Here is a 21200-nt window from a genome sequence, read left to right as displayed (position 1 = left end):
TAAAGATGAGCCCTGCTCAATACAGAGCTCAGTACCTAAGTAAAAGCGTGGCTTAAGAGTCCAAGAAAAGGGGTTCACTCCACATGCCTGTCTCGTACTCGAACTTTTAATGTTTTGGTGTGCCTTATCACGCTGTATACAATACCAGTACCAACCTATACTGCAAAGACTTTAGCAACCTGTTAAGGGGTTAAGGGGCTGCTTACGCAGTCCTCGCTATCCATCCTCGCACTAAAAGTACGAAGTCTTACGCGATTTTGATAAAAAAGAGGCTGAAAAACAGCCTCATCTAAACACTTTAGCATCCTCCCCACCCTACAGTAGGAGGATACTAACCACTCATTCAATCGATAACTTACTCATATTTCGCTCAAGTATAGCCACACCTATTCCTTTCACTTCAATCAACTCATCTACCGAAGCAAAAGGGCCGTGCATGTCTCGATATTCAACTATAGCTTGCGCTTTGGCCATACCGACACCACTCAATTCGCGGGCTAAGGTTTCAGCATCAGCCGTATTGATATTAATGGTTGTTGCCGTAACCGCTGCGATTGCCGTTGGGGCGATTGTATTTGTCGGCTCTTGCGCAACCGCAAACAAACTGCCTGCACTTAGCGCAAGGACTAACAATGGGTTAATTATAGTTTTTTTCATAAACACATTCCTTGTGTAGTTTAAAGTACCCTCCCCAACTGTCTGGCATGAACAACAGCGGGGCTGCACCATTCAAAATAGCAGCGTTCTTACAGGCGTCAAAAAAATATGTCTAAGAGAGAGTATCGAGAATGCTGAGGCAGAACCTAGACAGGCTCACCACCACAAATAGGAGGTAGAGCTGAGCTCAGCTATAAGAAGCCGAGCCCAGTATGAACGTCACTTAGAAAAAGCCCATAGGCTTGGTGTCATAGCTGATCAGCAAGTTTTTAGTCTGCTGATAACTGTCAAGCGCCATTTTATGCGTTTCACGGCCTACGCCCGACTTTTTATACCCACCAAAAGCAGCATGTGCCGGATAACGGTGATAGCAGTTAGTCCAAACACGTCCAGCTTTAATAGCACGCCCCATGCGGTAAGCACGGTTGATATCACGCGTCCAAACCCCGGCACCTAAGCCAAACTCTGTATCGTTGGCAATTTCAAGGGCTTCTGCTTCATCTTTAAAGGTGGTCACGGCAACAACTGGGCCAAAAATTTCCTCTTGGAAGACGCGCATATTGTTCGTGCCTTTAAGCAAGGTTGGCTGAATGTAATACCCTTTGGCTAAATCACCTTCCAACTCCTCAATCTGGCCGCCAGACAGCAGCTCTGCACCTTCTTTTTCAGCAATTTCCATATAGGACATGATTTTTTCAAATTGCTGTAAAGATGCTTGTGCCCCCACCATAGTATCTGTATCCAACGGATTACCACGGCGAATCTGTTTGATTTTTTTCATGACTTCAGCCATGAACGGTTCATAAATGGATTCTTGAATCAATGCTCGCGAAGGACAAGTACATACTTCTCCTTGGTTAAAGAAAGCAAGAACTAAACCTTCAGCAGCTTTTTCAATAAACTCCGGCTCTGCCTGCATGATATCTTCAAAGAAAATATTAGGTGACTTACCTCCCAACTCGACCGTGCTTGGGATAATATTGTCGGCGGCTGCATGCATAATGCGAGACCCAACGGGAGTTGAGCCTGTAAAAGCGATCTTTGCGATCCGCGGACTGGTTGCTAACGCCTCACCCGCTTCGCGACCATAGCCCTGCACCACGTTCAATACACCTGCAGGGATTAAATCTCCAATCAACTCGAGCAATACCGTAATAGACAGTGGAGTTTGCTCAGCGGGTTTAAGGACAATACAGTTACCCGCAGCCAGTGCTGGTGCCAACTTCCAAGCGGCCATTAATAGTGGGAAGTTCCAAGGAATGATTTGTCCAACCACACCCAACGGTTCTCGAAAGTGATAAGCAGCGGTATGCTCATCAATCTCAGCTGCTGTACCCTCTTGTGCACGAATACACCCAGCAAAATAACGGAAATGATCCGCCGCTAAAGGTACATCAGCATTCAAGGTTTCACGAATAGCTTTACCATTATCCCAAGTTTCAGCAACCGCTAATAACTCAAGGTTATCCTCAATACGGTCCGCAATCTTTAATAAGACCGTGGCACGATCTTGCGCTGAAGTTTTACCCCATGAGTCCGCGGCGGCATGAGCAGCATCTAAAGCTAAATTAACATCTTCAGCGGTGGAGCGAGGAAATTCACCACAGGGTGCTCCTGTCACAGGCGTGGTATTAGTGAAATATTCACCGTTGACCGGTGGAACAAAGCTGCCACCAATATAGTTGCCATAACGGGGTTTAATGGTAAGTAAAGAGCCCTGAGTACCAGGTTGAGCATAAATCATAGTATTGTCCTTATTATCTATTGGCCCACATTAACCGAAAGTAGGTAGAGTTTGATCATAGCGATGATCACACCTATTGACATCCTTCCCGACCTAAAGAACGGGGATTCCTACTGCTAGACGACCATGCCCGGCCGCGAGAATGTTACGTGACGCGTTGATATCGCGATCGTGAGCGACACCACACCCACTGCACGTCCATTCTCTTATTCCAAGTCCTGCGATACCTTTCGGCCTCGACTCGGGCAAGCTGCCACAATTCGAACAGGCTTGGGTGGTGTATGCCTCGTCAACTTCCTTAAAAACAATGCCTGCGTGAGCGCATTTATAGTCCAGCACTGACTTGACCATCGTGGTTTTAACGAGTTTTAAGCTACTGACATTGCCCACATAGATTTCACCGCAGCGATTGATTAGCTTACGGCTGAACTTGTGCAATGCATCTTTTCTACGGTTAGCGATTTTCGCATGAATGGTTTTGACTTGGGTTTTATTTCTGGCTCGTTGTGCTATGGCCAACTTTTCCTCGAGGCCACGATAGAAGCGACCCGCTTCCAGTTTTATGCCATCCGAGCAGGTGGCAGTGTCGGTCAAACCCAGGTCAATACCGATACGGTCTTGGCCTTTGCTTGGCTCGACCTCCACCTCCACCACTACATTGAAGTACCAGCGGCCACGGGCATCTTCATTGAAACTGGCCGAGCGGAATTTATATTGGCTCAAACCGTAGCTATCCCAGACCTTAAAATAGTGGCCGTTGTGGTAGACCTGCCCGCTTTTCCATTGAGCTGCACCGGTATTGACGGGTATCCAGCCCAGTGAGCGGCGTACACCGCCTGATTTGCGCCAGTTCAGCCGCACCTTATTAAACTGCTTGCGGCGTGTGACATACTCACCCGCGATGCACTGTAAGGTTTGGCTGTGCAGCCCAAGCTCTTTATCTGCGCCCTTTGTGTAGGGATGCATATCAAAAGCAGACAAAAACACACCACGCTCTTTAATCGAGCGTTGACTTAATTCATGAACAAAGTTCCAAACGAAATTGACGCTGCGAGCCATGCGGTTTAGCAAGGGCACATGCCTATCTCGTACTCGAACTTTTAATGTTTTGGTGTACTTTATCATGCTGTATACAATACCAGTACCAACCTATACTGCAAAGACTTTAGCAGTCTGTTAAGAGATTAAGGGGCTGCTTACCCACCCTTCGCTATCCATCCTTGCACCCAAAACCCCTGATAAAAGAGCAGACATATAGGGATATCGTGTCACGCCCGACTGCGAGATAAGCACAGCAGTCGAGCTATAGGAATCACCGTCTATTTAGTTCTGCGGGGATGTCAAAATCATCAGTCTGTTGGTGCTCGCAATGCTTCGCTGAGTTGGTCCACCACCACGGCCCACTCACCATCGGAACACAACATTTCATTCAACATCTGACGCTGCCCATCACTCCAAATATCAGCTTCAATAATGCCAACGTTATCTGGTAGTCGATTCTCTTTAATAAATCGAGCTACACCTTCTGGGCTTGCATCCAGTCCCAGCTGCAAAAACAAGTTAGTCATACGTACTTCTACAGTCATTTGAGCACTCCTTTTATTGTTTGCCTCTATGAGCATAACTACAAAATGAAAAACTTGATATGCACAAACACTAAAAGCCTTTCATACAAGAACTAAAAAGAAAAACGGCCTAGGGTTTTAGGCCGTTTTGATAAGCGCACAATGCAATGATTCCACACTTAATCCATACTTGAAGCACCTATGCGGTGTACTGACAAATCTGCACCATTAAACTCTTGCTCAGCGTTCAAGCGCAGGCCCACAAGCAGCTTAATAACGCCATAAACAGCAAAACCTCCAAGTAAGGCAATGATCACACCCAACAAAGTACCCAGCAACTGTACAACAAAGTTCACACCACCAAGTCCACCTAAAGCTTCTAAACCAAAGATACCGACCGCTATCCCCCCCCAAATACCGCACATACCGTGCATTGCCCACACACCTAATACATCATCAAAGCGTGGAAAACGATTTTGAGCAAGCAAGAAACAACCAATAAATAAAGCACCGGCAATGCCACCAACAGCTAAAGCACCTATAGGATGCATCACATCCGATCCCGCACAGACAGCAACAAGCCCCGCTAAAGGTCCATTATGGATAAAGCCCGGATCTTTTTTACCTAGCAGCATAGCCATCAAAGTACCGCCAACCATCGCCATCAAACTGTTCACTGCAACTAGACCCGACACATTATCTAAGGTTTGTGCTGACATCACATTAAAGCCAAACCAACCTACAGCTAAGATCCAAGCTCCTAAAGCTAAAAACGGGATATTCGATGGTGCAAATGCTACCACTCGACCATTGCGATAACGCCCATTACGAGCACCAAGTAATAAGATTGCGGAAAAAGCAATCCACCCCCCCCATAGCATGCACCACAACTGATCCGGCAAAGTCATGGAAAGGCGCACCAAAACGGCCGGCAAACCAGCTCTGAAGGCCAAGATTACCGTTCCAAATAATCCCCTCGAAAAAAGGATAAACAAAAGCCACAACTAAAGTAGTGGCGATAAGAATAGGGTAAAACTTAGCTCGCTCAGCAATACCACCGGAGACAATAGCTGGAATAGCTGCCGCAAAAGTGAGTAAGAAAAAGAATTTGACCAACTCATAACCATTATTGATTAGCAACTGATCAGCACTGCTGAAAAAGCTAACGCCATAGGCAATTTGGTAGCCAATAAAGAAATAAGCTAATGTTGAAACGCCAAAATCGGTAATGATTTTAACCAACGCATTGACTTGGTTTTTGTAACGAACCGTACCCACTTCTAAAAAAGCAAAGCCGGCATGCATCGCCAGCACCATAATGGCGCCACCTAAAATAAACATGGTGTTGGCACTTTGCGTGAGTGCTTCTACGGCGGAGCTGATGCTCACTAACTGAAGGTTTTCCACTGCACATCCTCTTGTGTGTAACCCTAAAATGCGGACAAACCACCAAAGTGGTTCAACGCGAGTTGTGCACTACCGACAGACTTATCATCGCAGTGCACGTATTTCTAGGGACACATCAATATGACACAGCCGTGTCAGTGGTGAGCTCCAGTATGCAGGGAAAACAAACTCGTCTACAAGCTTTTTTCACTGACAGATATCAATACAATCAGTTTATTTTTCATGCACCACACCGACCAATTGCAAGTTCACTGACTGCATTAAGCTATCACCTACAGGGCATTTAGTACCAATGAAAGCAACGAACTCGTCAATGTTAGCTTGTGTGGAAGACGACTTAATATGGTAGGTATAACGAATATCGGTATAACCACAACGCACATCGGCTTTATCCATAAAACCATCGGTATCTAAATCACCTTCCAATTCAACCCAAAAATCATCCAACTGCACATTAAAACGCTTGGCATAAGCACTCGCTACAATGGCTTGGCAAGCGCCAAGCGCACCTAACAGTGCCTCCACAGGGTTCATTGCCGTATCTGTACCACCTAACTCTTTTGGCTCATCTAAAGTGAACTCAAATCCACGTGAGCGTACCTTCACCAAAGTGCCACCTTGTAGGTGTGCAGTTGCCTGAAAATGTTCAATAGCCATATGCCCTCCTTCCGCCCTAAAAGACGGAGAATCTTATTACTAGACGGTCATACTTGACCACGAGAATATTCTGCGCCGCATTTATATCACGACCGTAGGGACACAACACTCACAACTGCACGCATATGCTCTTATGCCAAGCTCCGCAAGCCCTTCAGCCTCGATTCTGGACAATACGCCACAACTCGAGGAGTCGTCATACAGATCAAGCCAAAAGTGTCTTTCAACTCTTTTCGCACTGAGCGCTGCCACAGCGGTAGGTTGTTGAAAAGCACTCTATACACAACGCTCAATCGCGAAAAAATACATGGACTAAGTGATAACCGAATTGTGATTTAACTGGACCGTGAACCATACGCACAGGTTTTTTAAAAATCACATGTTCGATAGGCTTAACCAATTGACCTGGACGCACCTCACCCAAATCGCCACCCTTTTTACCAGACGGGCAGGTCGAGTATTTACGTGCTAACTTATCGAAAGCTTCGCCTTTATCGATCCGTGTTTTAATTGCTTCAGCTTCCTCTTTGGTTTTCACTAAAATATGCCGTGCCATTGCTTTGGCCATGGTCATTTTCTCCTAGAGATACAGGCGCAGTAGTTTAACCTGTTTTTCCTTTACTTTTTCTAGATGCGCACTGATCGCTGCTCTTATCAGTAGATCTGAGAGTATAGGCTTCCGGTGTTATGGCTGCTCTAAGCTTGGGTTAAATATCAACCCCTTGGCTACGCAAATAATCATCATAAGTACCATTAAAGTCATTGATACCGTGTTCACTGAGTTCAATGATGCGTGTGGCTAATGAAGAAACGAACTCACGGTCATGACTGACAAAAATCAAAGTACCCGGATAGTTTTCTAAGGCCAAGTTCAAGGCTTCAATGGACTCCATATCCAAGTGATTGGTTGGCTCATCCATCACTAACACATTGGGTTTTTGCAAAATCAATTTGCCAAATAACATGCGACCTTGCTCACCACCTGAAATCACCTTGACTGACTTTTCAATATCATCGCCAGAAAACAACATACGCCCCAAAGTTCCGCGTATCATTTGCTCACCATCTTGAGTCCAGCGACCCATCCAATCAAACAAACTCATATCCTCAGCAAAATCACTGGCATGATCTTGGGCAAAGTAGCCAATTTCTGCACTTTCGGTCCACTTCACATGCCCTTGCAGCGCTGGCAGCTCACCCATTAAAGTACGTAGTAAGGTAGTCTTACCGATACCATTGGATCCAAGAATGGCTATACGCTCACCCGCTTCCACTTGCAAATTCAGATTTTCAAACAGGACTTGACCATCAAACCCTTGACTCAACTCATGTAACACGACTGCTTGACGGTGCAGTTTCTTACCTTGATCAAAGCGAATAAATGGACTAACCCGGCTTGAGGGCTTGACCTCATCCAACTGGATCTTATCAATCAGGCGTGCTCGGCTAGTTGCTTGTTTCGCTTTAGAGGCGTTCGCCGAGAAGCGACTGACGAAAGTTTGCAACTCAGCAATTTGTGCTTTTTTCTTAGCATTATCACCGAGCAAACGTTCACGTATTTGCGTAGCGGCTGTCATGTACTCATCGTAATTACCTGGAAACAAACGAATTTCACCATAGTCCAAATCCGCCATATGAGTACACACACTATTAAGGAAGTGTCTATCATGAGAAATAATCACCATGGTGCTGTTACGGCTACTGAGCACCCCTTCAAGCCAACGAATGGTATTGATATCCAAGTGGTTAGTCGGCTCATCGAGCAACAATACATCAGGGTCTGAAAATAATGCCTGAGCAAGCAAAACCCGCAGCTTCCAACCGGGCGCCACTTCACTCATCAAGCCAAAATGCTCTTCAACACCTATCCCCAACCCAAGCAATAGTTCACCTGCACGGGATTCAGCAGTGTAGCCATCTAGCTCCGCAAACTCAGTTTCAAGCTCAGCCACTGCCATTCCATCTGCTTCACTCATTTCTATTTGAGAGTAAATACGATCTCGCTCAGCTTTCACCTTCCACAGCGCTTCATGCCCCATAATCACCGTATCAATCACACTAAACTCTTCGTAAGCAAATTGATCTTGACGCAATTTACCTAAGCGAATATTTGGTTCAAGCATGACATGACCAGAAGATGGCTCAAGGTCACCTCCCAGAATTTTCATAAAAGTAGATTTGCCACTGCCATTTGCGCCAATCAGACCATAACGGTGACGGTTACCAAATTTTACACAGACATCTTCAAAAAGGGGTTTTGCACCAAATTGCATGGTGATATTAGCGGTGGAAATCACAAATTATTCCTGAATAGTGGAGACGCGAACGCGTAAAAAGGGGCGATTGTACGCTGATTAAAGTAGAGCGGCACTAACAATAAACTCTGAGTGGCATATTAGTGGTGACACGCTGTATAAAACAGCCAGACTCAGTATACTGTATCTTCCTCTCTTGGCTTTTTCTTATGACTGATTCTGTTCGACTGTCCAAACACTTAATTCAATTAATCGGCTGTTCGCGCCGCGAAGCCCAACTCTATATTGAGGGTGGCTGGGTACGGGTTAACGGTGCCATCATTGATGAACCACAATTCCCAATTACAGACCAACAGGTTGAGCTTGCTCCTAACGCTGTGGCAAAGCCCTTACTACCTGTGACCTTGCTGCTCAATCAACCTGTCATGCCAACAGCCAACTTAAAACAACAGTTGGCTTTATTGACTCCAGATACACGCTGGCCTGAAGACTCAAATTCAATCACTCAACTTAGAGGCCATTTTGCCCGTTTAAGTACTGAGTTGCCCTTGCAGTCCAACGCCTCTGGTTTACAAGTCTTTACTCAAGATTGGCGTACCTTACGCAAACTGACTGACGACCGCACCCGCCTTGAACAAGAATACATCGTGGATGTAACAGGCAGCATCGAAGCACAAAAACTTAAACGCTTAAGCCGCGCGCAAATGATTAAAGGTGTAGGTTTACCCAGCTGTAAAGTCAGTCTACAGAGCGAACAAAAGCTACGCATGGTGCTCAAAGACCCTTCAGAAGGTGTCATTGAACGTTTATGTGCCAGCATTGATCTCACCGTGGTTGCAATGAAACGCATCCGCATTGGTGCTGTTTCTATGGGTAAATTGCCGTTGGGTCAATGGCGCTACTGCGCCGCTACACAAAAATTTTAATACCTTACCCCCTCCTTTACGTAACTTGAGAACCTTTATGCTTAATAATGATGTCCTGCGCAGTTTGCGCTTTGCCCTAAATTACAGCGACAGCACCATGCTTGATATAATGCAAAACGTTGAGCCCAAACTGGACCTAGCTACACTGCGCAGCTATTTAGCCAGCGAAGAAAATGAATCATTCATCATGTTGGACGACACTTTAATGGTTGGCTTTCTAGATAACCTCATCGTGAAACTTCGTGGCCCCAGCCCACAATCCAAACCCACCACTGATCTCCCACTCAACAACAATACAATTTTAAAGAAATTACGTGTGGCTTTTTCTTTGCATGAAACAGATCTCATCGATATTTTATATTCGGTCGATTTCGAAATATCTAAGCCAGAATTAAGTGCGTTATTTAGAAAAGCAGGGCACCATAACTACCGTGAGTGCGGTGACCAATTGATGCGCCAATTTCTAAAAGGCTTAACCTTTTATTTACGTCCAGACGCTAGACTCTGCTAACAATGCCGCTTTCCCCTTTCAAAAATCGTTTCTGCGCGCTGCAAAATCAAATATTTTGCATTAAACTGCATCTCTAAATGGCGCTCATCGCGGCGCAAAATCTATTGTTTACGGCATATTTTGCCTCTGTTCTTAAGGATGAACTTACCGATGAGCACTGATTCTTTTGCTGCCATGCCCGACGCCCAAGGCTACTTTGGTCCTTACGGTGGCCAATATGTTCCTGAGCACCTCAAAAAAGTCATGGATGATATCAATGCATCCTATGAGGAAATCTGTGCATGCCCAGAGTTTCAAGCTGAGTTGGCGAGTTTATTTGCCGATTATGTTGGACGCCCAAGCCCGATTTTTCACGCTCGCCGCCTCAGTGAGCAGCTTGGCGGTGCACAAATTTATTTGAAACGCGAAGATTTAAATCATACCGGTGCCCACAAAATTAATCACTGCCTTGGCGAAGCGTTACTTGCTAAGTTTATGGGTAAAAAGAAGGTTATTGCAGAAACAGGTGCCGGACAACACGGTGTTGCTTTAGCAACAGCCTGCGCCCTTGTTGGTATTCCTTGTGAAATCCATATGGGGCAATCAGACATTGAGAAAGAACATCCTAACGTGGTTAAGATGAAAATCTTAGGTTGCAAAATTGTACCCGTCACTGCCGGTGCTGCCACCCTTAAAGAAGCCGTCGACAGTGCTTTTGAAGAATACCTTAAAAACCCTGAAGACTTTATTTACGCCATTGGTTCTGTCGTTGGCCCACACCCTTTCCCTAAAATGGTCCGTGACTTTCAGTCCATTATTGGTAAAGAGGCACGCGAACAAATGCTGACACGCCATAACCGCCTCCCAGACTATGTTACAGCCTGTGTCGGTGGCGGTTCTAATGCCATTGGAATGTTTACTGCTTTTTTAAATGACAAAAATGTGCAATTGGTGGGTGTCGAACCCGGCGGTGAAGGTTTAGACACACAACGCCATTCTGCCACCTTAACTAAAGGCAAACCTGGCCAGCTACATGGAATGGCCTGTTATGTTCTAGAAGATGATGACGGTAACCCAGCTCCGGTTCATTCCATCGCTTCTGGATTAGATTATCCAGGTGTAGGCCCACAACATAGTTACTTAAAAGATATTGGTCGTGTGCAGTATGACAATGTAACCGATCAAGACTGCCTAGATGCCTTTATGCGCCTATCACGTGTAGAAGGCATCATCCCCGCTCTGGAAAGTTCGCATGCTGTAGCCTGGGCTATACGTACAGCCCCTACGCTCACTCCAGAACAAATTATTTTGGTGAACCTATCTGGTCGCGGCGATAAAGACGCTGATTATGTAGCAAACTTACTCAATCTATAATTTCAGCTCTGAAGCTTTAAAAAAATACCGCAAGGCATCATGCCAAGCGGTATTTTATTTGAACTGTAAATTTACTGACTTACTCGAGACAGCAGCTGCCCACTCTCGATAGCAGGGATAATCTGTTCTTCTGTTAAGACACGTTTGGCCTGCAAATAACTGGCATTCCAATAGCGATTGCTGAGTTTATCAATGCGCACACCACCACTGCGACGGCTAGATGAGTGAATGAATTGGTCATTCCCCATATAAATCCCCACATGACTAACGCGGCCACGACCTTGATTATTAAACAAGATCAAATCCCCTGGCTCTAAATCAGAGCGAGCAATCACTGGTGCATCCATCTGGATTAACTGTGCAGTAGTGCGCGGTAACTCAATACCAAGCTCTTCTTTGAACACATGCCCAACAAAACCACTGCAATCAAAACCAGTGTTAACATTGCTGCCACCGTACAAATAAGGTGTGCCCACTAAAGCTTTACCGCGTTTAATTAAGCTGTCACTCAGAGCTGGCAAATGATACTCACGTATACTGAACTCATTGATATCAGATGCAGCTTGTTGCGCCTCTTCAAATCGTTCTAAGACCGCAACAAGCTGACGTGAATTAAGTTCAAGTTGCTGGTGCTTTACTGAGTTATTTTGACGCAACTCTGTACTGAGGTTGGCACAAGAAACCAACGTCAAGCAGCTGATGCTGCAAGCAATAATTCGGATTATTTTAGACATAACTACAAAGGGCTTTGTGTAATGAGGCGAGCAATATGCCTTGCATCGCGAAAAAGTGCAAACTTATTGACGCTCTTCTGTGACTTTTCTAGTGATTCACCGTCAAAGCGAGCATCATGGACAGTTGGCACAAAGGGCGACCACTTTGCTCTCGCCATTCATTAAAAAACGCTTGTACAACAGCCAAATCACGCTGACTCGTGGGTTGTTTCACGACTACCCCCTGCGCAATAAGCGCCGCGACCACATCCTGTGTCAGCACAAAAGTATCCTTACCGGCCATGCGTAAAAACCGAGGCGCCGATAAGCCGCCAAGCTGATAGCCTTGCCGAGCAATAGCGCGCCACAATCCAACAATATCTTCCACAGGCCACTGCGCTAAAAAAGCACCAAAACTGCCATATTCACGACGGACATCTAACACCATTTGAGCATTTCTTGGTACGCTTTTGAGCTTACCTAAATGACGAATAATGCGTGTATCTTGCATCAATCGCTCAATGTGTTCAGCACTTAACAACACCACCTTATCAGGGTCAAAATGCCAAAAAACCTCTTCAAAAATAGGCCATTTCGCATCCACTACACTATGCCGCAGCCCCGCACGAAACACGCGTCGCGAAAGCAGCGAAAGGTAGCGATCATCACTCACCCCGAGTAACTGTTCATCTGTTGCTGGCACAGGTAACTGTGCTTCTAAAGCCTCCAGTGAACCAAAACGATTGACTCCATACTCTAGCAACCACTGTTGACATCCTCCCCGACCTAAAGGACGGTGATTCCTACCGCTAGACGACCATGCCCAGCCGCGAGAATGTTACGTGCCGCGTTGATATCGCGATCGTGGGTGACACCACACCCACTGCACGTCCATTCTCTTATTCCAAGTCCTGCGATACCTTTCGGCCTCGACTCGGGCAAACTGCCGCAACTCGAACAGGTTTGGGTGGTGTATGCCTCGTCAACTTCCTTAAAAACAATGCCTGCGTGAGCGCATTTATAGCCCAGCATTGTTTTTAATTGGCCCCAGCCAGCGTCCAACACTGACTTGGCCATCGTGGTTTTAACGAGTTTTAAGCTACTGACGTTGCCCGCATAGATTTCACCGCAGCGATTGACCAGCTTACGGCTGAACTTGTGCAATGTGTCTTTTCTACGGTTAGCGATTTTCGCATGAATGGTTTTGACTTGGGTTTTATTTCTGGCACGTTGCGCTATGGCTAGCTTTTCCTCGAGGCCACGATAGAAGCGGCCCGATTCCAGCTTGGTGCCGTCCGAGCAGGTGGCAGTGTCGCTCAAACCCAGGTCAATACCGACACGGTCTTGGCCTTGGCTTGGTTCGACCTCCATATCAACCACAACATTGAAGTACCAGCGGCCACGGGCATCTTCGTTGAAGCTACCAGAGCGGAATTTATATTGGCTCAGGCCGTAACTGTCCCACACCTTGAAGTAGTGACCATTATGGTAGATCTGCCCGTTTTTCCATTGAGCTGCACCTGTATTGACGGGTATCCAGCCCAGTGAGCGGCGTACACCACCTGATTTGCGCCAGTTCAGCCGCACCTTCTTAAACTGCTTGCGGCGTGTGACATACTCACCTGCAATGCACTGTAAGGTTTGGCTGTGCAGGCCAAGCTCTTTACCTGCGCCCTTAATGTAGGGATGCATATCATACGCAGACAAAAACACACCACGCTCTTTAATCGAGCGTTGACTTAATTCATTAACAAAGTTCCAAACGAAATTGACGCTGCGAGCCATGCGATTTAGCAGTGGCGTATGCCTGTCTCGTACTCGGACTTTTAATGTTTTGGTGTGCTTTATCATACTGTATACAATACCAGTGCCAACCTATACTGCAAAGACTTTAGCAGCCAGTTAAGGGGTTAAGGGGCTGCTTACGTAGCCCTCGCTATCCATCTCCGCACTAAAAGTACGAGGTCTTACGCGACTTTGATAATCTTGCACGGAATACTTCCTTAACCATCTAAGCCGCTCTCACAGCTTTAAGTTCGCATGCCTCGACCTGAAATTAATAAGCGCACACATACAGTGTAAAGAATCAATGTAGTGAGTAACATCAAACCAATGGCAGTACTAATATCAATATCAGAAATACCCAAAATGCCATAGCGGAATGCATTCACCATATGCAGAATAGGGTTTGCTAAAGATAAGGTTTTCCAAAATGGCCCTAACATATCCACTGAGTAAAACACACCACCTAAATAGGTCAAAGGCGTCAGTACAAAAGCTGGAATAATAGAGATATCATCAAAATTGCGGGCAAAAATAGCGTTTAAAAAACCACCTAAAGCAAAAACTGCCGAAGTGAAAACAATCACCACCACAGTAATCGCCAAATTATGAATCTGTAAGTCGGTAAAGAATAGTGATAACACCGACACAATCGCAGCCACCCCTAAACCACGTAAAATCCCCCCAAGGACGTAACCAATTAAAATTGTATGAGGCGATACTGGAGATACCATCAATTCTTCAATAAAGTGTTGAAATTTAGCGCTGAAGAAGCTGGATACCACATTACTGTACGAGTTAGTGATCACCGACATCATGATTAAACCCGGTACAATATACTGCATGTAAGTGAAACCATGCATATCACCAATTTGACTACCAATCAGGTTACCGAAAATCACAAAATACAAAACCATGGTGATCGCCGGTGGTAATAACGTTTGCGGCCAAATGCGCAAGAAACGACGTGCCTCACGGTAAACAATAGTTTGTAAGGCGACTAAGTTTGACTTGATTTCGTAACTCATACTTGACTACCTTGCAAATTTTTCTCTACCAAAGACACAAAAAGCTCCTCCAATCGGTTACTTTTATTACGTAAGCTCAATACTTCTACATCTTGCGCCGAGAGCTGATTAAACAAATCTGTCAAACCACGTTCCTTCTCAACTTGCACTTCTAAAGTGCATTCATCTATCAACTCTGCAGGATACCCCTCTAATAGTGGGGCTTGGGTTTGGGTATGTTTAAGGTCAAGCAAAAAAGTTTCTTTAGATAACTTACTTAAGAGCTCACGCATGCTAGTGTGTTCTACGATAGTGCCATGATCAATAATGGCTATATTACGACACAGCTGCTCAGCTTCTTCTAAATAGTGTGTAGTTAAAATGATCGTTGTACCCTGCTCATTCAACTCAGTCAGGTACTCCCACATCGACCGGCGCAACTCAATATCCACACCAGCAGTGGGTTCATCTAGAATCAATAAACGTGGACGATGCATTAACGCTCGGGCAATCATTAAACGGCGCTTCATACCCCCTGAGAGCATGCGTGAAGCAGCATCACGCTTATCCCACAACCCAAGCTGCTTAAGTAGCTCTTCGGCACGTGCGCGCGCCTCTTTAAGCTTAATGCCATAGTAGCCTGCTTGGGTGGTTAGAATATTTTGTGCCGTCTCAAACTGGTTAAAGTTAAATTCCTGTGGAACCAAGCCAATACAACGCTTTAATGATAAGGGGTCAGTATCTAAATCGTGTCCAAAAACTTGCACACTGCCACTGGTTTTTGTTACCAACGTAGAAAGCACACCAATAGTGGTCGATTTACCCGCTCCGTTAGGGCCAAGTAAAGCAAAAAAATCACCCTCTTCAACTTGTAAATCAACACCTTTCAAAGCTTCAAAGCCGTTCGCATAGCTTTTTCTTAATTGCTGAATGGATAATGCCAAAGTCATAATAGTTTGCACACAAAGAATAAGTATATGATCAAGAAATGGGGGGCATCCCCCCTATTACAAGTTTTATGCCGCAGTTTAGTAGTCACCTAAAATATAAAATCTTCCTTGACTCAACACTCCCAGTACTTTTCGACCATCAATTTCGCGTTTTTCAGCACGCTCAACGAGCTGGTAAAAATCACTGCGCTGCAATAGAACAGATAAACTAGCACCGATCGAAACATAAGGAGAAGGTTCTTGGGTCTGAGGGTCAATAGTGACCACCAGCGGATGTTGATCACCAATACATAATGTATCGTCTAAATTAGTCGTGACATAGACTACTTGTTCATCGCCCTCTCCTTGGAACTCAATATTTATGGAAACAAATGGTGCATCTTCAACCTCAATACTGAGTTTTTCCACTGGTGTGACAAGAAAATACCGGTCACCTTCACGACGCAATAAACGAGAAAAAAGTTTTATTAAACCAACACGCTTGATTTCACCACCTTGATGATACCAACGCCCATTCCGGGCAATGCGCATTTCACTATCCCCCTCATGACTGGGATTCCAGTTCGCGTTATAAGACAACCGCTCGGCAGTCTGTGCTAAGCGCTCCAAGATATCAGCGTGTTCAAGATTTTGCATAAAAGAGGCCTTATCCGCAGGTTCAATCCAATCAAGCAGCGTTAGCCACAAAATATGCAGGCTTAAAATAACTTATAAACCACGCTGCCACTCTCGACGTAACGACATTGTATCGGGATATTCGGTAACCTGCTGCAATAGCATTTCACAGGGCATACGAAATACAGGTTCAATGTATTGCATAGACATCATTGACCTTTGTTAACCAACTACTCTTCGTCAGTTTCCAATGCATCATCGCGTTTAACGCGCTTATTACCCATACGTACTCCAATGTCCATTAAAAATTGAAAAAAACCATCTTGGTCTTCTAAAACATTACTCCAAAACGGCGAGTGGTATAATGCTACAGCCCCATGCACCAATGCCCAAGCTGCACAGTAATGGAAATAAGGTGGTACATCTTCCAATTTACCTTCTTCAATCCGCCCTTCAATTAAGCGCGTTAAACGCTCAAAATTCGATGCTCGAATTGTATGCAGCTGCTCAATCATCTCAGGTACCTGATTGCCTTTTACAACCTTCTCCTCGAGACGATCAAAAAGACGATAACGCTGCGGGTCACGCATACGGAATGAGAAATAAGCACGTGACAAAGCTTCTTTATCACTGGCAACAGTATCCGAATGAAATAACTCATTGAGCTCACGCTCATAGTCCAACATGAGTCTTAAATAGATCTCGGCCTTGGACTTAAAATGCTTATAAATTGTACCTTTACCGATGCCTACAGTATCAGCAATCAACTCTACCGTAACTGCATCTTCTCCGTGCTCAAGAAACAATTTCAACGCAGTATCTAAAATTTCCTGCTCACGACGACGAAACTCACGAACTTTACGAGACTCTTTTTGCATAAAAGAACTACCTAGTCAAAAAACAATACCATATTATGACAAAGTTCATAAAAAATGCACTAAAGAATTATAGTTTTAAAAATGACGTAATAGTAAAAAAAGTCATATCCTTGATATATTACATACACCGCCGCTCATCAAGATCTACTGACATCCTTTTTTAGCCTAAAGGAGCGGATTCCTATTATTAGAGGGCCATGTTCTACCACGAGAATATTCCTGGACTTCATTTATATCTCGGTCATAGGCAACAACGCACCCACTGCACGTCCGCTCTCTTATTCCAACCGCTTCGGATCGAAGAGGATTAGGTAGTTGCCGCATTGGCTCCATGAACTACCCGCCACTTTAGAAGTGGTGTGGGCCTAGGTCATGCACGGACTTGACGGGGTGCGCTGCACCACAGCAGAGGTTATGCAAATTGACTCAGCTAATTCCCTCACACCGAGGGTTTCTGTCATTGATATCCAGCAGCATAACCCTTCCTTGAGGATGTTGATGCTGGCGTTGTAATCACGATCTAGAACTCGATTGCAGATTGGACATTGCCATTGCCGCATGGCAAGGCTGAGTTCACCCTTATCAAGCACATGACCGCAGCCTGAACAAGTTTTAGAAGACGGAAACCATCGGTCTAGCTTGATGAGCTGTTTGCCATACCAGCCTGCTTTGTAGGCCACAGCATCGTGGCAAACTGTGACCATGAGCTGTCGCTGACCGCTTTAGCTAAGTGCCCATTTTTAACCATGCCTTTAACGTTCAAACCCTCAATAACAATAACATCGTGTTTTTTGATGAGATTAAATGAGGTTTTATGCAAGAAGTCGTTGCGACAGTTGGCTGTTTTTTCTTACAACTTAGCAACCTTTAAACGTTGCTTTTGATAGTTACGGCTTTCAGATAGCTTACGGTTGGCGGCTTTAGCCTCCGCCCTGCGGTGAGCTAAAACCTTTTGCTCTGCTCGATACAAAAGCACAAATACCTTTCTGTGGTACTTGGTGACAACTATCAAATTAAGAGATGGGGGAATTCTGCTAGGTAATTATTAAAAACACGTGAACTGCGTGGGCAGATCAATCGCTACGCCCACTCAACTCAGCGAAAACCAAGAAACACAGAACTATGATTACAGCTGTAAAAAAGCACTGATAATATTAGCTGCGCAGGTCCTTTAATATATCTTCGAGCTCGACAATCATTTGACGGATAATTTGTTTCGCTTGAGCACCATCTGCACGTGCCTCACTACTGCTTAAGCGTAGACGTGCACCTTCAGTAGTAAAGCCCTGATCATAGAGCAAACTGCGGATCTGACGAATCATCAGCAAGTCATGGCGCTGGTAATAACGCCGATTACCACGACGCTTAATATTCGCTAACTGTTCAAACTCTTGCTCCCAGTAGCGCAGCACATGGGGTTTAACCCCACATAACTCGCTAGCTTCACCAATAGTGAAGTAACGTTTCTTCGGGATAACTGGCAGCGCGTTATTATGACTCGCTTCCTGCATAAGCCTCTACCCGATCCCGTAATTTTTGACCCGGACGAAAAGTAACCACTCGACGTGCCGATATGGGTACCTCTTCGCCTGTTTTCGGGTTACGACCCGGTCGTTGTGCTTTGTCACGTAATTCAAAATTACCAAACCCAGACAACTTAACCGGCTCGTTGTGTTCGAGGGCTAAACGAATCTCCTCAAAGAAGTTATCAACTAACTCTTTGGCTTCACGTTTATTAAGGCCAATCTCCATATAAAGATGTTCGGCCATTTCAGCTTTCGTTAAAGCCCCCATACATTCACTTCCTTAGGATTGCTCCAAACTTATCTGACAATGAGGTCAAAATTGCCTCAGTAGCAGCACCTACCTCTTCATCAGTAAGAGTGCGTGATGGATGTTGCCAGGTCAAGCCAACAGCCAAACTTTTACATCCTTCCGCAACCCCCTTTCCTTGATAGACATCAAAAAGACGAATCTGAGTGAGAAACTCACCTGCAGCAGCGCGCATATCATCCATCAACTGCTGTGCTGGCACTTCGGCGTTCACTACCAATGCTAAATCACGACGTACCTCAGGGAAACGTGACAGCTCAGTAAAGGTTGGCAAACGGCCTTCACTGATCGCATCCAACTGAACCTCAAACATTAAAGTTTGCTGGTTGATATCCAATTCTGTGGCCAATTTTGGATGCAGAGTCCCAACATAGCCCACAGGCTCTCCGTTACGCTCAATGCGTGCACATTGCCCCGGATGAAAAGCATACTGTTGGCAAGGTACAAAACTATAACTGTGACTATCACCAACTGCACCTAAGAGTGCTTCAACATCGCCCTTAATATCATAAAAATCTACGCTCTCTTTACCGTGCGTCCACACCTCTGGCAAACGTAAGCCTGTGATCACACCGGCAAGCATCCGCTCTTGCTTTAAATTTTCTAACTGCCCTACAAAACGCAAACCACTTTCAAAGAGACGAATGCGCCCTTGTTGACGGTTTAAATTATGCTGCAGCGCTTTCAATAAGCCAGGCAATAATGAAGCACGCATAACCGATAGTTCTGCAGAGATTGGGTTGGCTAGCTTTAGCGGCTCTAACTCAGGGTGAAAAGTAGCAAAAATCTCAGGCTCAATAAAACTATAAGTAATCGCTTCTTGATAACCTCGCGCCACCAATAAACGACGTAACACCGGCAATTGTGCTTGCGCCTCAGGTTGCGATTGCGGAGCTAAACGTGCAGCTGGATAGCGTACAGGTAACTGATCATAACCATATAAGCGACCTATTTCTTCCAACAGATCTACTTCAATGCTGATATCAAAACGATGGCTCGGCGCTGTAACCAACCAGACTCCCTCACCTTGCTTATCGAGTTTCAGCCCTAAAGGGCGCAATAAAGCTTCAATTTGCTCATCGGCTAAGCTTAAACCAAACATCTGCTTAACACGCTCAGCCCTTAAGCGAATCGGCTCAACTTGTGGCAGATGCTTTACATCTTCACTGACCTGTACCGGCCCTGCACTACCGCCAACAATACTTAACAACAGTTCAGTAGCACGCTCAATGGCTTGCGCGGGCAACTGCCAGTCCACACCACGCTCAAAGCGGTGCGAAGCATCGGTATGCAAGCCATAAGAACGTGCCTTACCAGCAATAGCGATGGGCTCAAAAAAAGCACTTTCTAAGAAAATATCAGTGGTTTTACCTACAGTAACACCGCTATCCTCACCACCCATAACACCAGCAATAGCTAAAGCACGCTGCTGATCTGCAATCACTAAGGTGTCTGTTTTTAAACAGACCTCTTGACCATCCAACAAAGTGATTTTTTCATTCTCATGTGCCATACGCACACAAATACGGCCCTTGATCTGTGCCAAATCAAAAGCGTGTAATGGTTGGCCAAGCTCTAGCATCACATAGTTCGTCACATCTACGACAGGATCAATACTGCGGATATCACTGCGCTCGAGACGTTGCACCATCCAAGTTGGAGTAGTCCGGTTTAAATCAACCCCTTTGATCACACGCCCAACATAACGCGGGCACGCTTCACTAGAGAGTAACTCAACTGCAACTTTTTCATCATGCTGTGCAGCAACTGGAGTAATGCTAGGCAGCTGTACAGGCGCATTATATAAAGCACCCACTTCACGAGCCAAACCCTGCAAAGATAAACAGTCACCGCGGTTAGGGGTTAAGTCAACTTCAACGCTAACATCATCTAGGTTTAAAGCTTCACGTAAGCACTGCCCTACTACTGCATCAGCAGACAGCTCTAATAACCCTGCATCATCATCACTGATTTGAAGCTCATTGGCTGCACACAGCATTCCGAAAGATTCAACACCACGTAATTTAGCTTTTTTAATTTTAAAGTTGCCCGGCAAAATTGCACCCACTCGAGCAAAAGGTACTTTAATACCTGGACGTGCGTTCGGGGCGCCACAAACAACTTGTACATTTTGCTCGCCATCATTTACCGTACAAACACGTAACTTATCTGCATCAGGATGCTGCTCAGCGTTGAGTATTTCACCTACAACCACACCGCTAAACTCACCAGCAACAGGAGCGACACCATCCACTTCAAGGCCGGCCATTGATAAACGAGCAATCAGCTCGTCACGAGAAACTTTTGGGTCAACTAAACTGCGTAACCACTGCTCACTAAAATTCAT

At 45.3% G+C, this 21200-nt stretch carries 21 protein-coding genes and 1 pseudogene; 3 read left to right on the top strand and 19 right to left on the bottom strand.

Annotation, left to right across the window (positions count from 1 at the left end):
• Window positions 1-339: 339 nt before the first annotated feature.
• The 8 genes and pseudogenes from TOI97_RS05930 to TOI97_RS05895 form a co-directional block, all read right to left on the bottom strand.
• A complete protein-coding gene (locus TOI97_RS05930) occupies window positions 340-657 on the bottom strand; it encodes a ComEA family DNA-binding protein (RefSeq protein ID WP_321553200.1) in 318 nt (105 codons plus the stop codon).
• Between the two features lie 223 nt (window positions 658-880).
• On the bottom strand, window positions 881-2401 hold the full coding sequence (gene exaC, locus TOI97_RS05925) for an acetaldehyde dehydrogenase ExaC (protein ID WP_321553199.1): 1521 nt from the start codon (window positions 2399-2401) through the stop codon (window positions 881-883).
• Window positions 2402-2494: 93 nt separating this feature from the next.
• Window positions 2495-3526 carry an RNA-guided endonuclease InsQ/TnpB family protein gene (locus tag TOI97_RS05920; protein WP_321553198.1) on the bottom strand — a complete coding sequence of 344 codons (1032 nt, stop codon included), beginning with the start codon at window positions 3524-3526 and terminating at the stop codon, window positions 2495-2497.
• 224 nt (window positions 3527-3750) lie between these two features.
• The gene (locus tag TOI97_RS05915; protein ID WP_321553197.1) at window positions 3751-3987 is read right to left on the bottom strand and encodes a DUF2789 family protein; all 237 of its coding nucleotides are present in this window, start codon (window positions 3985-3987) and stop codon (window positions 3751-3753) included.
• Between the two features lie 158 nt (window positions 3988-4145).
• A pseudogene (locus tag TOI97_RS05910) lies at window positions 4146-5307 on the bottom strand (ammonium transporter).
• A 279-nt stretch (window positions 5308-5586) separates the two neighbouring features.
• Entirely contained in the window at window positions 5587-6030 is a 444-nt protein-coding gene (locus TOI97_RS05905; RefSeq protein WP_321553196.1) for an OsmC family protein, read from the bottom strand.
• 289 nt (window positions 6031-6319) lie between these two features.
• Complete coding sequence (locus tag TOI97_RS05900; protein WP_321553195.1) at window positions 6320-6598, bottom strand: peptidylprolyl isomerase; 279 nt, start codon at window positions 6596-6598, stop codon at window positions 6320-6322.
• A 139-nt stretch (window positions 6599-6737) separates the two neighbouring features.
• Window positions 6738-8327: an ABC-F family ATPase gene (locus tag TOI97_RS05895; RefSeq protein WP_321553194.1), complete on the bottom strand. Its 1590-nt coding sequence runs from the start codon at window positions 8325-8327 to the stop codon at window positions 6738-6740.
• A 167-nt stretch (window positions 8328-8494) separates the two neighbouring features.
• Between TOI97_RS05895 and TOI97_RS05890 the strand changes: the two genes are divergently transcribed.
• The 3 genes from TOI97_RS05890 to trpB all read left to right on the top strand — a co-directional run bounded on the left by TOI97_RS05890 (window position 8495) and on the right by trpB (window position 11075).
• On the top strand, window positions 8495-9211 hold the full coding sequence (locus TOI97_RS05890) for an rRNA pseudouridine synthase (RefSeq protein WP_321553193.1): 717 nt from the start codon (window positions 8495-8497) through the stop codon (window positions 9209-9211).
• A gap of 37 nt (window positions 9212-9248) precedes the next feature.
• Window positions 9249-9722, top strand: coding sequence for a YehS family protein (locus tag TOI97_RS05885; protein ID WP_321553192.1), 474 nt, complete (start codon window positions 9249-9251; stop codon window positions 9720-9722).
• 150 nt (window positions 9723-9872) lie between these two features.
• On the top strand, window positions 9873-11075 hold the full coding sequence (trpB, locus tag TOI97_RS05880; RefSeq protein WP_321553191.1) for a tryptophan synthase subunit beta: 1203 nt from the start codon (window positions 9873-9875) through the stop codon (window positions 11073-11075).
• 71 nt (window positions 11076-11146) lie between these two features.
• Here trpB and TOI97_RS05875 read toward each other — a convergent pair whose 3' ends face one another.
• From TOI97_RS05875 to pheT, 11 genes are all read right to left on the bottom strand, one after another.
• The gene (locus TOI97_RS05875) at window positions 11147-11809 is read right to left on the bottom strand and encodes a C40 family peptidase (protein WP_321553190.1); all 663 of its coding nucleotides are present in this window, start codon (window positions 11807-11809) and stop codon (window positions 11147-11149) included.
• A gap of 88 nt (window positions 11810-11897) precedes the next feature.
• A complete protein-coding gene (locus tag TOI97_RS05870; protein ID WP_321553189.1) occupies window positions 11898-12551 on the bottom strand; it encodes a DNA-3-methyladenine glycosylase I in 654 nt (217 codons plus the stop codon).
• 23 nt (window positions 12552-12574) lie between these two features.
• Window positions 12575-13639: an RNA-guided endonuclease InsQ/TnpB family protein gene (locus tag TOI97_RS05865; RefSeq protein WP_321553188.1), complete on the bottom strand. Its 1065-nt coding sequence runs from the start codon at window positions 13637-13639 to the stop codon at window positions 12575-12577.
• A 179-nt stretch (window positions 13640-13818) separates the two neighbouring features.
• Window positions 13819-14598: an ABC transporter permease gene (locus TOI97_RS05860; protein WP_321553187.1), complete on the bottom strand. Its 780-nt coding sequence runs from the start codon at window positions 14596-14598 to the stop codon at window positions 13819-13821.
• Window positions 14595-15527, bottom strand: coding sequence for an ABC transporter ATP-binding protein (locus tag TOI97_RS05855; protein ID WP_321553186.1), 933 nt, complete (start codon window positions 15525-15527; stop codon window positions 14595-14597). Before TOI97_RS05855 ends, TOI97_RS05860 begins: the two co-directional genes overlap by 4 nt.
• A gap of 78 nt (window positions 15528-15605) precedes the next feature.
• Window positions 15606-16163, bottom strand: coding sequence for a DUF1285 domain-containing protein (locus tag TOI97_RS05850; protein WP_321553185.1), 558 nt, complete (start codon window positions 16161-16163; stop codon window positions 15606-15608).
• Between the two features lie 209 nt (window positions 16164-16372).
• Entirely contained in the window at window positions 16373-17020 is a 648-nt protein-coding gene (locus tag TOI97_RS05845) for a TetR/AcrR family transcriptional regulator (RefSeq protein ID WP_321553184.1), read from the bottom strand.
• Window positions 17021-17385: 365 nt separating this feature from the next.
• Window positions 17386-17724, bottom strand: a complete 339-nt coding sequence (locus TOI97_RS13320) for a zinc ribbon domain-containing protein (protein ID WP_407651324.1) — start codon at window positions 17722-17724, stop codon at window positions 17386-17388.
• A 450-nt stretch (window positions 17725-18174) separates the two neighbouring features.
• Window positions 18175-18531 carry a MerR family transcriptional regulator gene (locus TOI97_RS05840; protein ID WP_321553183.1) on the bottom strand — a complete coding sequence of 119 codons (357 nt, stop codon included), beginning with the start codon at window positions 18529-18531 and terminating at the stop codon, window positions 18175-18177.
• On the bottom strand, window positions 18512-18814 hold the full coding sequence (gene ihfA, locus TOI97_RS05835; protein WP_321553182.1) for an integration host factor subunit alpha: 303 nt from the start codon (window positions 18812-18814) through the stop codon (window positions 18512-18514). Before ihfA ends, TOI97_RS05840 begins: the two co-directional genes overlap by 20 nt.
• 4 nt (window positions 18815-18818) lie before the next feature.
• On the bottom strand, window positions 18819-21200 hold the full coding sequence (pheT, locus tag TOI97_RS05830; RefSeq protein WP_321553181.1) for a phenylalanine--tRNA ligase subunit beta: 2382 nt from the start codon (window positions 21198-21200) through the stop codon (window positions 18819-18821).

It is taken from the genome of Denitrificimonas halotolerans (assembly GCF_034259425.1).
Taxonomy (GTDB): Bacteria; Pseudomonadota; Gammaproteobacteria; order Pseudomonadales; family Pseudomonadaceae; genus Denitrificimonas; species Denitrificimonas halotolerans.
Note: the sequence above shows the minus strand (reverse complement) of the source record. Positions and strands in the feature narration are given on the sequence as shown.